Source organism: Mycolicibacterium iranicum (genome assembly GCF_014190915.1).
Lineage (GTDB): Bacteria > Actinomycetota > Actinomycetes > Mycobacteriales > Mycobacteriaceae > Mycobacterium > Mycobacterium iranicum_B.
Window position 1 is genome coordinate 224,619 of record NZ_JACHVU010000002.1, and the last position, 14,226, is coordinate 238,844.

Genomic DNA, 14,226 nt, shown 5'->3' on the forward strand with positions numbered 1-14,226 from the left:
GAGCTGAGATGTCCGTGACGACCGAGAACGACATCGACGACGACACCAACGACGCCAACACCAAAGACGACGACACCAAAGACGACGACACCAAAGACGACGCCGACGACGCCGAGAAGGACGGTGCCGACTCCGACGACGTTCTGGCAAAGCCTGGCGCCGGCGAGAACGACATCCACACCGACACTGACACGGTGGCTCCGGGCAGGTCCTGGCGGCGTCGGGTGGCGGTCGGTGCCCTGGCCGTGCTGTTCGTCGGCGCGCTGGCCGCGTCGGGGTTTCTCGGTTGGCAGCTCTGGCAGGAACGGCAGGTCGCCCGCGCAGGCGAAGAGGCCCAGGCCGCAGCGGTGGCCTACGCGCAGATTCTGACCAGTATCGACTCGGCGAAGGTCGACGAAAACTTCAATCAGGTGCTCGACGGGGCGACCGGGGAGTTCAAAGACATGTACTCCCAGTCGAGCATGCAGCTGCGCCAGTTGCTCGTCGACAACAAGGCCAGCGCACGCGGGGTCGTCGTCGACTCGGCGGTTCAGTCCGCCTCCAAGGACAAGGTCGTGGTGCTGCTGTTCGTCGACCAGTCGGTGACCAACACCGCCGTCCCCGATCCCCGCATCGACCGCAGCCGCGTCAAGATGACCATGGAGGACATCGACGGTCGTTGGCGTGCAAGCAAAGTGGAACTGCCCTGACCATGCGGTCCTTGCGAGCGGGCGCGTTCACCGCAGCACTGACAGCCGTCGCGGCGATGGTGACTATCCCCGCGGCATCGGCGTCGGTGACGTCCTTCTGCGAAGGTCTCGGCGGGAGCTGGGACGGGCAGTACTGCCGCACCGCTGTCCGATCCGAGCGGAACGCGCTGCGCGACATTAAAGTTGCGTTGCCAAGCGAATTCGTCGACGACGCCGCGGCCGGACCCGTGGTGCGCGAGTATCTCAGCACGCTGGTGAACAACTGGAAGACCGCCGGAGTGACGATGGCCGCCGACAGCTTCGGCGAAGGCAACTACCAGATCTTCCGCCGTGGCTCGGTCGCCAGTCTCGTCTACCACGAGACCTACCACGCTGACGGACCCGACTTCAACAACGCCTACCGCACATTCACTTTCGACATGGCCAGCGGGAGAAGGCTGCATCTGGTAGACCTGCTCAAGCCGGGCGCCGACCTCGCCGCGATCCCGCCGCTGGCCCACCCGTTCATCGTCCGCGCACTCGATGCGGCGCCACCGCCCCACCAGCCGGGAAGCTACCCGTTCATCGCCGACCGGTGGACCCCCGACAAGGTCTATTCAGGTGGATACAAGGCGTGGGCACTGACCGCCGACGAACTCCTGATCTACATGCCGGACTATCCGGTGGGTAGGGACAGCCCCACCAACTTCACCCCCGGCATCATGCAGTGGTCGATGGACGGCGGCACGGTCCAGGCCCGCATCCCGCTGACGGCGCTGGCGTCGGTGCTACGCCCCGAATTCGGCGGCGCCTGACCATGTCCGGTCCGCGCAGGATGACGGCGACGCTACTGGCCGCCCTGGCGATGGTGGTCGCGCCGGCCGGTTGGGCCCAGCCCCCGACCCCGACACTGCCGGTGTTCACCCCCTATCCGTCGAACTGGGTGCCGAACTACACGGTGTTCCCGTACAACCTGTGGCAGAACAGGGTCACCCCTCAGCAGATCAGCGCGCAGCGCGACGCCTGCCAGTGGTTCACTGCGCAGTACGATCCGTTGATGACCCAGGTCTACGGATTTCAGCGCTACCTGGGCGATCAGCACGACAACTGGTCTGCACCGGGGGTGACCGAGGCGGGCGAGGTCGTGGCAGCCAATCTCGAGCAGTCCGCCGCGTTCCTCGAACCCCGCGCGCACACGCTGTTCATCGTCAACTACCCCGACCAGAGCGAGTATTCGCCGCTCTTCCACGGTGATTCGATCTATCGGCTCTGGTACCAGTTCACCCAGATCAACGACAAGATCGCGCGGAGGCTGCCCGCCGGCCAGATCAACGCGAACATCGCCACGGCCAACGTCTACGGCCGCGCGATCCGCGATTCGGGAGTCTGCCACGGCGCGTAGTCCATCCGGTGTCGATACCCCATTGACATGATGGAACAAATGGTTAGTCTTTGTGTCAACGACAACGTCGGAGGCGCCATGGTCGCGATCGCCGGGAACTCCCCGCACACCGTCAGTTCGAATGTCCGACCGAAGGTGATCGACGAGTTCCGCAGGCATTCGGGCAGCGTGCTCGGCGGCCTGTTCGGCGCCGCGGCCTTCGACGAGGTGGCGCTGGTACCCGTGGCCGCCGCGGTCGGCAAGACCGGGCGATTCGCCGCGAACTTCGCGGATCGCGGTGTACGCAGTGGCTTTTCCGCTCTGTTGGCCATCTGGGGCGATGCGGCGGACAAGGCCGCGGAGGGGGAGCGCCTCAAGACGATGCACCGCGACGTTCGCGGGCGGGGCACCGGTGACTTCGCCGATGTGCGCTACAGCGCGCTGGACCCGCGGCTGTGGAACTGGATCGCGGTCAGCGGACTGTTCGTCGTGCTGAACTCGTTCACACCGTGCACGGGCGTCACGCTGACCGACGACGAGCGGGAGGTGGCCTATCAGCAACTCCTGGAGAGCTTCGGGGCGCTCGAGCTTCCCGGCAAGAGCGCGAAACTGCCCGCCACCTACGCCGAGGCGGTGGCGTACTACGACGACATGGTGGCCTCCGAACTCGCGTCGAACCCGTTCCTGCGCACGGCGACTCGGAACCTGACGAAGCTCCCGCTCCCGACGCTGGTGCTGCCACCCTTACTCAGGACGGCCCTGACGCCCGGGTGGATCGCACTGCGCCCCCTGGCCGGACGCGTCCTGACGGTGTGCTCGTTCGGCATCCTGCATCCCGGTGTGCGTGAGCTGACCGGCTTCCGCTGGGAGCCACGGCACGACCGCGAGTTCGCGCTGTACTGCCGCCTGCTGCAGCTGGCATGGCGCACACTGCCCGACAAAGTTCTGTTGATCCCGTTGGCGCGCAATCGGATCGAGTATGAGAAGCTTGTCAGGATGCATCGGTCCGTCGCTCTCGACTCGTTCGCGCCCCCGGTGGGCCGCTGCCCCGCGGGCTGACCGTCATGCGACGCTCCCGCAACACCGACAGCCCTACCGAGCAGGAATCGGCGATTCTCAAGGCTGCCGCCGAGGAGGTCTCGCTGGTGGGTGTGGGCCGGTTGAGCATGGATGTCGTGGCACGTCAGGCCGGCGTCAGCCGCAGCACGCTGTACCGGCGGTTTCCGAGCCGCGATGCGTTGATCACCGAGCTGGGCCGCCAGACCTTCGAGTTCGCGATGGCACGCCTGCAGACAGTGGCCATCGATTCCGGTCCGAGACAGGCCGCCGTCGCCGCGTTCCGCGAGGGTGTCCGGCTGCTGACCGGCGAACCGGTGATGCGCCGGTTCCTGCAGCTCGACGGCGAGTTCGCGGCGACCACCGAGATGGTGAACGAGGCCCGGTTGTTCCTCGTCAGCGCCGCGACGGCGATGGCGAAGGCCCTGCGGGCGGCCGGCGCGACGATGCCGGACGACGAACTCCTGGCCGTCGCGGAACTGCACATCCGGCTGGCGGCCTCGCTCGTACAGGTCGATACCGACACTCTCGACGTCGATGACGACGATGCCGTCGCACGCTACGCAGAAACGTACCTCGCGCCTCTGGTCAAGTGATGAACCAGGGTTCACTTAGGACCGGAAAGGCGATGAATTGCCATGACCTAGTGTGAAACTGTGACTCACTTATCCGGGATTGGGCAATTCAGGTCAGCGACGAACGCCGACGTGGCACGCTTCTGACCATGGTTGATCTGCCCGAACCCCGATTCCTCGACGAGCGGCTCGCCCACTGGGCCGAGACCACCCCCGACGCCGAGGCGATGGACTACCTCGACCGATCCTGGACCTGGGCGCAATGGAATGACCGCGTGCGCCGGTTGGCCGGCGCGCTGAGCGAGCGCGGTGTGGCGCGCGGTGACGTCGTGGCGTTCCTCGACAAGAACCACCCCGCCTGCGTCGAGATGACGTTCGCCGCCGCATCCCTCGGCGCGGCCACCGCGATCATCAACTTCCGGCTGGCGGCCGACGAACTCGATTACGTGCTCAACGATTCCGGGGCGAAACTGCTCATCGTCGGCGACGAGTTCTCGGCGTCGATCGACAAGATCCGCGACAAGCTGACCGCCGTCGAGCATGTCGTCGTGGTCAAGCCCGAAGGTGACGACGAGTACGAGGCCATGCTGGAGGCCGCTTCGCCCGTCGGCCGCTCCGACGACGTCGAACCCGGGGACGTCTGCATCATCATGTACTCGTCGGGCACGACCGGGCGCCCCAAGGGTGTCGAACTGACCCAGACCAACATCATCGCCCACACCGTGAACGCCCACGAGGGCTTCGAGTTCGACGAGGGCGACAAGAACATGGTCTCGATGCCGCTGTTCCATGTCGGCGGATCGTCCTACGTGCAGTTCGGGATTCACGACGGGTTCCCGAGCGTCATGACCCGCGATGTCGACGGCATGACACTGGCCGGCGCGATCCTCAAGGGCGCGAACCGAACCTTCCTGGTGCCCGCGGTGCTGGCGAAGGTCCTCGACGCCGGCGAGGACGCGGTGAAGCTCTTCGGATCGCTCAAGACGTTCGCCTACGGCGCGTCGCCGATGCCGTTGCCGCTGCTGCGGTCGGCGTTGGAGGCCTGGCCGAACACCGATTTCATGCAGGCCTACGGCCTGACCGAACTGTGCGGCGTGATCAGCCACCTGCTGCCCGAGGCCCATCGCGACCCCGGCCGGGAGGAGCGGTTGTCCAGCGCCGGCACGCTCGTGCCCAACGCCGAGGTCCGCGTCGTCGACCCGGACACCCTCGAGGACGTACCGACCGGCGAGCAGGGCGAACTCTGGTTCCGCTCACCGCAATTGATGAAGGGCTACCACAACAAGCCGGACGCCACGGCCGAGGCGATCACCGAGGACGGGTGGTTCCGCACGGGCGACGTGGGCCGCGTCGACGACGGCGGCTACATCTTCGTCGAGGACCGGCTCAAGGACATGATCATCTCGGGAGGCGAGAACATCTACTCCATCGAGGTGGAGCGGGTGCTGGCCGAACACGATGCCGTCGTCGAGGTCGCGGTGATCGGCGTGCCCGACGACAAGTGGGGCGAGGTCGTCAAGGCCGTCGTCGTCATCGAGGGGGAGACCTCGGAATCCGAGCTCATCGCCTTCGCCCGGGAGCGGCTGGCGGCCTACAAGTGCCCCAAGTCCGTCGACATCACCGACGAACTGCCGCGTAACCCCACCGGCAAGGTTCTGAAGAAGGAACTGCGCAAACCGCACTGGGACGGTCGCGACCGGGCCACCGTCTAGCCCAAGTCCTAGCCCCGAATCCTGCAACGCACGCTCTCCGGTCGGAGGGCGTGCGTTGTGCTGTGCACTGGAGATCGCGGTCACTCTGCGTTTCCGGGACATGACCACTCTGAAACTCGTGTGTAACGTGGCTGGTACGGCCTCGATCCGGGGGGCGTGCGGACGAGGGAGCAGTACCCGCAGCGACAAGACTGACTCGTTGGAGGTTCTTGTGGCGTGGCTGGTTCTGGTCCTCAGCGGCTTCTTCGAGGCGGCGTGGGCGACCGCACTCGGTATGTCCGACAATTTCCGCCGTCGCGGGCCGACTTTGGTCTTCGCGCTGGCGATGCCTGCGAGTCTGGCCGGTCTGGCCTATGCGATGACCTCGCTGCCGACCGGTACCGCCTACGCGGTGTGGGTCGGCATCGGCGCCACCTTGACCGTGCTGTGGGCAATCCTGACCAAGAGGGAAACCGCGTCGACGGCACGCGTCCTGCTGCTGTGCGTGCTGGTCGGCAGCGTCGTCGGCCTGAAGGCGGTGAGCTGACCGTGCCGTGGTTCGTGTTGATCGCCAGTGCCGTGCTCGAGGCGGTGTGGGCCACCGCGCTGGGCCGCACCGAGGGATTCACCGCACTGGTGGCCACCGTGGTGTTCGCAGGCGCCCTGCTGGGCAGCCTTGCCGGCCTCGGCTGGGCCGCGCGTCACATCCCGATCGGATCCGCCTACGCGGTGTGGACCGGATTGGGTGCCGCGCTGACCGTCGGCTACGCGATGCTCACCGGAGACGAGGCGTCCTCGCCGGCCAAGGTGCTGTTCCTGACCGGCATCGTCGCTGCGGTCGTGGGTCTGAAGCTGCTTCCGCCCGATTCGGCCGGCCGACGGGACACCCACGAGGCGCGGCCGTCGTCCGTGGCGTCGTCGCGGTAGCCCGCGTGTCCGGCGCCGGCCCTGCTGGCGGACGATGGAGTCGTGGTCGAACTCGCCGACGTCTTGGAGCGACTGCATGTGGTGGCCCTGCCGATGCGCGTGCGGTTCCGCGGCATCACCCTTCGCGAAGTCGCAGTGATCGACGGCCCGCAGGGCTGGGGTGAGTTCGGCGCATTCGTCGAGTACGAACCCCCGGAGGCCGCGCACTGGCTCGCGTCGGCGATCGCGGCGGCTTACCGCCCGTGGCCGGCCGTCCAGCGTGACCGCATCCCGATCAACGCGACGGTGCCCGCCGTCCCGGCCGAGGCCGTCCCCGACGTCCTGGCCCGGTTCCCGGGCGCGCGCACTGCGAAGGTCAAGGTCGCCGAACCCGGTCAGACCCTCGCCGACGACGTCGCCCGCGTCGAAGCCGTCCGCGCATCGGTGCCCACGGTGCGCGTGGACGCCAACGGCGGGTGGACTGTCGACCAGGCTGTCGCCGCAGCGCAGGCCCTGACCGCCGGCGGCCCGCTCGAATATCTCGAACAACCCTGTCGCACCGTGCCGGAACTCGCCGAGGTGCGGCGCCGGGTCGAGGTGCCGGTCGCGGCCGACGAGAGCATCCGCAAGGCCGACGACCCGTTGCACGTCGTGCGCAGCGGAGCCGCGGACGTCGCGGTGCTCAAGGTGGCCCCGCTGGGCGGCGTGCAGGCGATGCTGGACATCGCCGCCCAGATCGACATCCCCGTCGTGGTGTCCAGCGCCCTCGACAGCGCCATCGGCATCGGAGCCGGGTTGGTCGCCGCGGGCTGCTTGCCGACCCTCTCGCACGCCTGCGGTCTCGGAACCGGCAGCCTGTTCGTCGAGGACGTGGCTGCGCCCGTGACACCCGTCGACGGGCACCTGCCCGCGCGGGCGGTGACCCCCGACCATGCCCGCCTCGCCGCGCTCGCCGCCCCGCCCGCCCGCAGACAGTGGTGGATCGACCGCATCCGGGCCTGCTGGCCCCTGCTGTCCTGATCTGTGGGGTGCATGGCCTGGACGCCATCGCGGTTCGTGACCAAGACTGAGCGCATGGTGCGCACCGTGCTCATCGTCGGCTTCCACGGCGTGCAGGCCCTCGACATGGTCGGGCCGTTCGAGGTGTTCACCGGTGCGTCGCTGTTCCTGGCCACCCGCGGCGAGGGCGGCTACGCGGTGCGGGTCGTCTCCGCCGACGGGGGAGCGGTGAGCACAGGCACCGGGCTCACCCTGGCCGCGGACCCGCTGCCCGATAGCGGCGACGGCATCGACACCGTCGTACTGCCCGGCGGGTTCGGGGCCGAGGCGGCGCGCAAGGACGACGCCCTCATCGACTGGATCCGCGCGGCCGCCCCGCGGGTTCGTCGCGTCGTGAGCGTGTGCAGCGGTGCGGTGCTGGCGGCACAGGCGGGATTGCTCGACGGCTGCGTGGCGACCACGCACTGGGCCTTCGCGCCACACATGGCCTCCGAATTCCCCTCGGTGACAGTCGATCCTGACCCGATCTTCGTGCGCAGCTCGGAAAAGGTGTGGACCGCAGCGGGTGTCACCGCAGGCATCGACCTCGCGCTGTCGCTCGTCGAGGACGACCACGGCACCGAGACCGCCCAGACGGTCGCCCGCTATCTCGTCATGTACCTGCGCCGCCCCGGTGGGCAGACGCAATTCGCCGCCCCGGTGTGGATGCCACGCGCCCGGCGCACCACGATCAGGGACGTCCAGGAGGCGATCGAAGCCGAACCCGGCGGGACGCACAGTGTTTCGGAGCTGGCGCGGCGCGCTGCGATGAGCCCGCGCCATTTCACCAGGGTCTTCACCGACGAGGTGGGTGAGGCGCCCGGCGCCTACGTCGAGCGGGTCCGCACCGAAGCCGCGCGTCGACAGCTCGAGGAGACCGACGACACCGTGACGGTGATCGCCGCGCGGTGTGGCTTCGGCTCGGCCGAGACGTTGCGTCGCAACTTCGTCCGCCGCCTCGGCGTCTCACCTGACCAGTACCGCAAGACATTCGCCTGAACAACAAGGAGATTCATCATGCAGATCGCCATCATGCTGTATCCGGGGTTCACTGCGCTGGACTTCATCGGCCCCTACGAGAGCTTGCGGTGGCTGCCCGACGCCGAGGTGCGCTTCGTCTGGCACGAGCCGGGACCCATCGCCGCGGACTCCCAGGTCCTGCTCATCGGCGCCACCCACAGCTTCGACGAAACGCCCTCGCCCGACATCATTCTCATCCCGGGTGGGTTCGCGACCATGGAGCATGCCCGCGACCAGAAGGTGCTCGAGTGGGTGCGGCGGGCTCACGAGACGTCGACGTGGACGACGTCGGTGTGCTCGGGTTCGGTGATCCTGGCCGCGGCCGGTGTGCTCGACGGTAAGCGCGCGACGTCGCACTGGGCGGCCCTGCCGGTGCTCAAGACCCTGGGCGCGCAACCGGTCGGTGACGAGCGCATCGTCGAGGCCGACGCCAAGACCGTCACCGCGGCCGGGGTGTCGGCAGGTATCGATCTGGGGCTCTGGCTGGCGGGCCGCATCGTCGGCGAGGCGAAGGCCAAGGCGATCCAGCTCTCGATCGAGTACGACCCGCAGCCGCCCTTCGACTCGGGACACATGTCGAAGGCCACACCGAGCACCAAAGCGCTGGCCACCGCGTTGATGGGCAGGGAGATGGCCAGACCCGCTGCGCTCGCCGCCTCGACTGGCCTGCTGTGGGATGCCGCCGTCAAGGCGGTGCGCTCCCGTCGCACCAGGCAGGCCACGTCGAGGGCGCGCTGAGGGCTGTGATCGGGGGGCCGGCGACGACCCTGAGCGCGCTCTCGGCGGCACCGCGCGATCCAGTAGCGTCTCCGGGGTGAATCTGGCATACGACGAACGCGGCCGCGGGGAGGCTGTGCTCTTCATCGCAGGTCGAGGCGGCGCCGGGCGCACCTGGCATCTGCATCAGGTGCCGGTCTTCGCCCGGGCCGGTTACCGATGTGTGACGTTCGACAACCGCGGCATCGGCGCCACCGAGAACGCCGAGGGTTTCACCACCGAGACGATGGTGGGTGACACGGCGGCGCTGATCGAGAAGCTGGACCTGGCGCCGGTCCGTCTGGTCGGTGTCTCGATGGGCTCCTACATCGCCCAGGAGCTGATGGTGGCGCGCCCCGAACTGGTGAAGTCGGCGGTGTTGATGGCGACCCGCGGGCGTCATGACCGCACCCGCGACTTCTTCTGGCAGGGCGAGCGGGCACTGGCCGACTCGGGCGTGCAACTCCCGGCCGAATTCGACGCCAAAGTGCGTCTGCTGGAGAGCTTTTCGCCGAAGACGCTCAACGACGACAACGCGGTGCGCGACTGGATCGACATGTTCACGATGTGGCCTCAGAAGCCGACCCCCGGCATCCGCACCCACCTGACGATCGCGCCCCAGGGCAGCAGGCTGGCGGCCTATCAGAACGTCGACATCCCGGCGCTGGTGATCGGGTTCGCCGACGACGTGGTGCTGCCGCCGCACCTCGGCCGTGAGGTCGCCAACGCGCTGCCCCGGGGGCGGTTCCTGGAGATCCCCGCGACCGGCCATCTGGGCTTCATCGAGCGGCCCGAGGTCGTCAACACCGCGATCCTCAACTTCTTCGCCGATACCCTGTAATGGTGAATCCCTCGACGGCGCAGGCCCGGGTGGTCGTCGACGAACTGATCCGCGGCGGCGTCCGCGACGTCGTGCTGTGCCCGGGGTCGCGCAACGCGCCGCTGGCGTTCGCGTTGCACGACGCCGACCGGGCCGGGCGGTTGCGGCTGCACGTCCGTATCGACGAGCGCACGGCGGGCTTCCTGGCGATCGGACTCGCCGTCGCCGAGGGCGCGCCGGTGTGTGTGGCGATGACGTCGGGCACCGCGGTGGCCAACCTCGGCCCGGCGGTCGTGGAGGCCAATTACGCCCGCGTGCCGCTGATCGTGCTCTCGGCCAACCGTCCCTACGAGCTGCTGGGCACGGGCGCCAACCAGACCTTCGAACAGCTCGGCTACTTCGGGACGCAGGTGCGGGCCAACATCAGCCTGGGCCTGGCCGAAGATGCCCCGAACATGGACGCCCTGAACGCGCAGTGGCGTTCGGCCACGTGCCGAGTTCTGGTGTCGGCGACGGGTTCTCGATCGGCCAACGCCGGACCGGTCCAGTTCGACATTCCGCTGCGGGAGCCGCTGGTCCCCGGCGTCGACAACGACCCGGCGCCGTACGCGCCCGAGGGCCGTCCCGGCGGCAAGCCGTGGACCTACACGCCTCCGGTGACGTTCGACCAGCCGCTGGACATCGACCTGACCCCGGACACCATCGTCATCGCCGGCCACGGCGCGGGCCTGCACCCCAATCTCGCCCACCTGCCCACGGTCGCCGAGCCGACGGCTCCGTACGCGCTGAATGTTCTGCATCCGTTGGCCCTGAATCTGATTCGGCCCAAACAGGTCATCATGCTGGGCCGTCCGACGCTGCACCGGCCGGTGTCGACGCTGCTCGCCGACCCTGCGGTGCCGGTGTTCGCGCTGACGACGGGTCCGCGGTGGCCCGACGTCTCGGGCAACTCGCAGGCCACGGGGACGAGGGCCATCGTCGCGGGGGAACCGTCGCAGGACTGGCTGCGGCGCTGCGCCGAGGCGAACCTGCACGCCGTGGATGCCGTCCGCGGACAGCTCGCCGCGCATCCGCTGACCACGGGCCTGCACGTGGCCGCGGCCGTCGCCGATGCGGTCAGGCCGGGCGATCAGCTTGTGCTCGGTGCGTCGAACCCCGTGCGCGACGTCGCGCTGGTCGGCTTCAACACCGAGGACGTCAAGGTGCGCTCCAATCGCGGGGTGGCGGGGATCGACGGGACGGTGTCGACGACGATCGGTGCGGCCCTGGCCCATGAACGCGCCACAGGCGGGCGCACGGTCGCGCTGATGGGCGACCTGACATTCGTCCACGACAGCTCCGGGCTCCTGGTCGGGCCGACGGAGCCGACGCCGCGCCGGCTGACCATCGTGGTCTCCAACGACAACGGCGGCGGCATCTTCGAGTTGCTGGAGCAGGGCGACCCGCGGTTCTCCGACGTGTCGTCGCGCATCTTCGGGACACCCCACGACGTCGACGTCGGCGCGCTGTGCCGGGCGTACCACGTGGAGAGCCGCCAGATCGAGACCGGTCAGCTCGCGGAGGCCCTCGACGAGGAGCACGACGGGATGCGGGTGCTGGAGGTGAAGGCGGACAGGTCGTCGTTGAGGGCGCTGCATGCGTCCATCAAGGCTGCCCTGTGAGCGGAGCGAACGACCTGCTCGGGCGGGTGAAAGCGCTGTGGCACAGGGTGAGTCCGCATGTGGTCCCGCACCTCTACGGCGAGCCGGGGGAGTCGCGCAGTGCGCGGGTCTTCCGGCGTATCCGGATCGGGATCGTCGCGGTGGCGTGTCTGGTCACCCTGCAGTCGGTGCTCCTGGTGGCGGGCGCGTGGCGCAACGACCGCCAGATCGAACGGAACCTGGGCGTCGCGGAGGCGACGGTGCTCGATGCCGGGCAGCGGCGCTCGACGATCGAGTTCGTCACCCCCGACCGGATCACCTACCGTCCGGAGCTCGGGGTGCTCTACCCGTCGGAGCTGGAGAACGGTATGCGGATCTACGTCGAGTACGACGTCAACAATCCGGATCTGGTGCGCGTGCAGCACCGTAATGCGGCGCTGGCGATCGTGCCGGCCGGCTCGATCGCGGTGGTCGGGTGGCTGGTCGCCGGCGCGGCGCTGGGCGCGACCGCGGTGCTGGAACGGCGGACGCAGCCGCGGGAGACCGTCGCAGCCTGACCGGTCAGGATTCGACGAGTTCGCTGAGCCAGTCGTCGTCGAAGATGTCGAGCTTCTCCTCGGCGTTGAGGTCGTAGACGGTCGGGGTGCCGGTGTCGACCCGGTCGATGTCGAACAGCAGACCGAAGTTCGCGTCCTCCATGCCGACGATGTCGACTCCCTCCCTGTCGTCGGCCAGGTGGTCGGCGACCAGGTCCGGCATGCCGGCCCCGGCGGCCATCTCGCGCAGCTCGTCGCCGGAGAACGGCTCGCCACCGGGGTCCTGATTCACCCAGACCTCCTCGACGAAACGCTGGAACTGGGCTCCGGTGGCCGCGGAGTTGTCCACGGCCTCGGTGGCGAGGAACATCGCGTTGGCCACCGTCGAGGAGTACCCGTCGTAGTCGTCGTCGAGGAACGTCAGGGGGCGGTAGGTGACCTGGAGCGCGCCGACGGTGATGTTGTAGGCGAGCTGGTCGCCGAAGTTCCTCTGCAGGTCTGCGCAGTGGGTGCACTGCGGTTCGGTGAAGATCTCGATCTTGGCGGGTGCGTCGTCGAAGCCGGCGACGATGCCGTAGCCGTCCTCGGTGACCGCCAGCGGCACCGCCGCGGACGCGGCACGCGGCGTGCCGGTGACCTGCGTGGTGCAGCCGGCGGCCGGTGCGAGCAGTCCGAGTGCCGCGACCAGGGCCAGCGGGCGGAGAAGGCGCATACATCCCATCCTGGCGGTGTCGGGGCCGGTGGGCAGGCCTTTGGCGCGCACTGGCTATTCGTGTGACATATCCCTGTGCGCAACCTTTCCGACAGGTGACGATGTCACTGTCGCGGTGTGCGCGTTGCAATCGTCGCAGAATCGTTCCTCCCGAATGTCAACGGTGTCACCAACTCGGTGCTTCGGGTGATCGAGCACCTTCGTCGCACCGGCCACGAGGTCCTCGTCATCGCCCCGGACACCCCGCGTGGTGAGCCGGCCGCCGACAAGGTGCACGACGGGGTCCGGATCCATCGGGTGCCGTCGGCCATGTTTCCCAAGGTGACGTCTCTGCCGTTGGGGATCCCCCGTCCCCGCATGGTGGGTGTGCTGCGCGGCTTCGATCCCGATGTCGTGCACCTGGCCTCGCCGGCGCTGCTGGGCTGGGGTGGCGTGCATGCGGCCCGTCACCTCGACATTCCGACGGTGGCCGTGTTCCAGACGGACGTCGCAGGGTTCGCCGAGAGCTATGGTGTGGGCGTGTTGTCCCGCGCCTCCTGGGCGTGGACGCGTCGCCTGCACAGCAAGGCCGACCGCACTCTGGCCCCGTCCACCTCGGCGATGGAAAACCTTGCAGCCCACCGCATTCCTCGGGTGCACAAATGGGCTCGCGGTGTCGACGTGACCGGTTTCGCGCCGTCGGCGCGAGACGAACAGCTGCGGCGGGCGTGGTCACCGCAGGGCAAGCCGATCGTCGGCTTCGTCGGCCGGTTGGCCCCGGAGAAGCACGTGGAACGCCTGGCTCCGCTGCACGCCCGCGATGACGTGCAGATCGTCATCGTCGGCGACGGGGTCGATCGGGCCAAACTCGAAACCGATTTCCCCCGAGCGGTGTTCACGGGCGCGCTGTACGGAGCCGATCTCGCTGCGGCGTACGCGAGCATGGACGTGTTCGTCCACGCCGGCGAGCACGAGACGTTCTGCCAGGCCGTGCAGGAGGCGATGGCGTCCGGGCTTCCGGTGGTCGCTCCCGACGCCGGCGGTCCGCGCGATCTGGTCGCTCCGTACCGCACCGGTCTTCTGCTCCCGGTTGCCGAGTTCGAAGACCGGCTCGTCGAGTCCGTCGGCCATCTGGTCGCCGAGCGACGCCGTTACTCACCGGCCGCCCGCAAGAGCGTGCTGGGTCGTACCTGGCCGATGATCTGTGACGAACTGATCGGCCATTACGAGGCCGTCATGGGCGCTCGGGCGTTGCGCGCGGCGTAACGGTCGTCGCGAAGGACATCACGAAACCGATTCCCGCCGCGACTGCGGCGATCGCGTAAATCGTGGCGGCCACCCACGTGACGGTGATCAGCGAGGCCGCCCAGCACGCCAGGAACGCGACGACCGAGAGCGCAGCCCCGGAGACAGGGACGCGTAGAGGGTGGTCGCCGCGCGCCACGGCG

17 protein-coding genes and 1 riboswitch are annotated in these 14,226 nt (G+C 68.5%); of the genes, 15 read left to right on the forward strand and 2 right to left on the reverse strand.

What is annotated here, in order from left to right; all coding sequences use genetic code 11:
- Nucleotides 1-8: 8 nt before the first annotated feature.
- The 14 genes from FHR72_RS04955 (at nt 9) to FHR72_RS05020 (ending at nt 12,108) form a co-directional block, all read left to right on the forward strand.
- On the forward strand, nt 9-689 hold the full coding sequence (locus tag FHR72_RS04955; RefSeq protein ID WP_183466826.1) for an Rv1363c family protein: 681 nt from the start codon (nt 9-11) through the stop codon (nt 687-689).
- Between the two features lie 2 nt (nt 690-691).
- Nucleotides 692-1,483 carry a DUF3298 domain-containing protein gene (locus FHR72_RS04960; RefSeq protein ID WP_183466827.1) on the forward strand — a complete coding sequence of 264 codons (792 nt, stop codon included), beginning with the start codon at nt 692-694 and terminating at the stop codon, nt 1,481-1,483.
- A 20-nt stretch (nt 1,484-1,503) separates the two neighbouring features.
- On the forward strand, nt 1,504-2,070 hold the full coding sequence (locus FHR72_RS04965) for a hypothetical protein (protein WP_183466828.1): 567 nt from the start codon (nt 1,504-1,506) through the stop codon (nt 2,068-2,070).
- A 78-nt stretch (nt 2,071-2,148) separates the two neighbouring features.
- Entirely contained in the window at nt 2,149-3,108 is a 960-nt protein-coding gene (locus FHR72_RS04970; RefSeq protein WP_183467232.1) for an oxygenase MpaB family protein, read from the forward strand.
- 5 nt (nt 3,109-3,113) lie between these two features.
- Nucleotides 3,114-3,701: a TetR/AcrR family transcriptional regulator gene (locus FHR72_RS04975; RefSeq protein WP_183466829.1), complete on the forward strand. Its 588-nt coding sequence runs from the start codon at nt 3,114-3,116 to the stop codon at nt 3,699-3,701.
- A 128-nt stretch (nt 3,702-3,829) separates the two neighbouring features.
- Nucleotides 3,830-5,392, forward strand: coding sequence for a long-chain-fatty-acid--CoA ligase (locus tag FHR72_RS04980; RefSeq protein WP_183466830.1), 1,563 nt, complete (start codon nt 3,830-3,832; stop codon nt 5,390-5,392).
- A 134-nt stretch (nt 5,393-5,526) separates the two neighbouring features.
- Nucleotides 5,527-5,593: riboswitch (guanidine-III (ykkC-III) riboswitch) on the forward strand.
- Between the two features lie 10 nt (nt 5,594-5,603).
- Nucleotides 5,604-5,918, forward strand: a complete 315-nt coding sequence (locus FHR72_RS04985) for a DMT family transporter (RefSeq protein WP_183467233.1) — start codon at nt 5,604-5,606, stop codon at nt 5,916-5,918.
- A 2-nt stretch (nt 5,919-5,920) separates the two neighbouring features.
- Nucleotides 5,921-6,298, forward strand: a complete 378-nt coding sequence (locus FHR72_RS04990; protein ID WP_183466831.1) for a DMT family transporter — start codon at nt 5,921-5,923, stop codon at nt 6,296-6,298.
- Between the two features lie 42 nt (nt 6,299-6,340).
- The gene (locus FHR72_RS04995; protein ID WP_183466832.1) at nt 6,341-7,297 is read left to right on the forward strand and encodes an o-succinylbenzoate synthase; all 957 of its coding nucleotides are present in this window, start codon (nt 6,341-6,343) and stop codon (nt 7,295-7,297) included.
- A gap of 54 nt (nt 7,298-7,351) precedes the next feature.
- Nucleotides 7,352-8,314 (forward strand): GlxA family transcriptional regulator, encoded by a 963-nt coding sequence (locus FHR72_RS05000; protein ID WP_183467234.1) that lies wholly within the window; start codon nt 7,352-7,354, stop codon nt 8,312-8,314.
- A gap of 18 nt (nt 8,315-8,332) precedes the next feature.
- A complete protein-coding gene (locus tag FHR72_RS05005; RefSeq protein WP_183466833.1) occupies nt 8,333-9,073 on the forward strand; it encodes a DJ-1/PfpI family protein in 741 nt (246 codons plus the stop codon).
- A 76-nt stretch (nt 9,074-9,149) separates the two neighbouring features.
- Nucleotides 9,150-9,932 carry an alpha/beta fold hydrolase gene (locus FHR72_RS05010; RefSeq protein WP_183466834.1) on the forward strand — a complete coding sequence of 261 codons (783 nt, stop codon included), beginning with the start codon at nt 9,150-9,152 and terminating at the stop codon, nt 9,930-9,932.
- Nucleotides 9,933-9,934: 2 nt separating this feature from the next.
- Entirely contained in the window at nt 9,935-11,572 is a 1,638-nt protein-coding gene (menD, locus tag FHR72_RS05015) for a 2-succinyl-5-enolpyruvyl-6-hydroxy-3-cyclohexene-1-carboxylic-acid synthase (protein ID WP_183466835.1), read from the forward strand.
- Nucleotides 11,569-12,108 carry a DUF3592 domain-containing protein gene (locus FHR72_RS05020; protein WP_396888395.1) on the forward strand — a complete coding sequence of 180 codons (540 nt, stop codon included), beginning with the start codon at nt 11,569-11,571 and terminating at the stop codon, nt 12,106-12,108. Before menD ends, FHR72_RS05020 begins: the two co-directional genes overlap by 4 nt.
- Before the next feature lie 4 nt (nt 12,109-12,112).
- On the opposite strand, the gene FHR72_RS05025 is transcribed toward FHR72_RS05020, so the two are convergent.
- A complete protein-coding gene (locus FHR72_RS05025) occupies nt 12,113-12,799 on the reverse strand; it encodes a DsbA family protein (protein ID WP_183466836.1) in 687 nt (228 codons plus the stop codon).
- Nucleotides 12,800-12,916: 117 nt separating this feature from the next.
- On the opposite strand from FHR72_RS05025, the gene FHR72_RS05030 reads away from it, so the two are divergent.
- Nucleotides 12,917-14,044, forward strand: a complete 1,128-nt coding sequence (locus FHR72_RS05030; protein ID WP_183466837.1) for a glycosyltransferase family 4 protein — start codon at nt 12,917-12,919, stop codon at nt 14,042-14,044.
- Here the strand turns inward: FHR72_RS05030 and FHR72_RS05035 are convergent.
- Nucleotides 14,013-14,222, reverse strand: a complete 210-nt coding sequence (locus FHR72_RS05035; protein WP_183466838.1) for a hypothetical protein — start codon at nt 14,220-14,222, stop codon at nt 14,013-14,015. The two genes, FHR72_RS05030 and FHR72_RS05035, sit on opposite strands and share 32 nt — an antisense overlap.
- Between the last annotated feature and the right edge of the window lie 4 nt (nt 14,223-14,226).

Coding starts and splice junctions, on each gene's coding strand:
- FHR72_RS04955 (WP_183466826.1), top strand. CDS start 9: ATGTCCGTGACGACCGAGAACGACATCGACGACGACACCAACGACGCC.
- FHR72_RS04960 (WP_183466827.1), top strand. CDS start 692: ATGCGGTCCTTGCGAGCGGGCGCGTTCACCGCAGCACTGACAGCCGTC.
- FHR72_RS04965 (WP_183466828.1), top strand. CDS start 1,504: ATGACGGCGACGCTACTGGCCGCCCTGGCGATGGTGGTCGCGCCGGCC.
- FHR72_RS04970 (WP_183467232.1), top strand. CDS start 2,149: ATGGTCGCGATCGCCGGGAACTCCCCGCACACCGTCAGTTCGAATGTC.
- FHR72_RS04975 (WP_183466829.1), top strand. CDS start 3,114: ATGCGACGCTCCCGCAACACCGACAGCCCTACCGAGCAGGAATCGGCG.
- FHR72_RS04980 (WP_183466830.1), top strand. CDS start 3,830: ATGGTTGATCTGCCCGAACCCCGATTCCTCGACGAGCGGCTCGCCCAC.
- FHR72_RS05000 (WP_183467234.1), top strand. CDS start 7,352: ATGGTGCGCACCGTGCTCATCGTCGGCTTCCACGGCGTGCAGGCCCTC.
- FHR72_RS05005 (WP_183466833.1), top strand. CDS start 8,333: ATGCAGATCGCCATCATGCTGTATCCGGGGTTCACTGCGCTGGACTTC.
- FHR72_RS05025 (WP_183466836.1), bottom strand. CDS start 12,799: ATGCGCCTTCTCCGCCCGCTGGCCCTGGTCGCGGCACTCGGACTGCTC.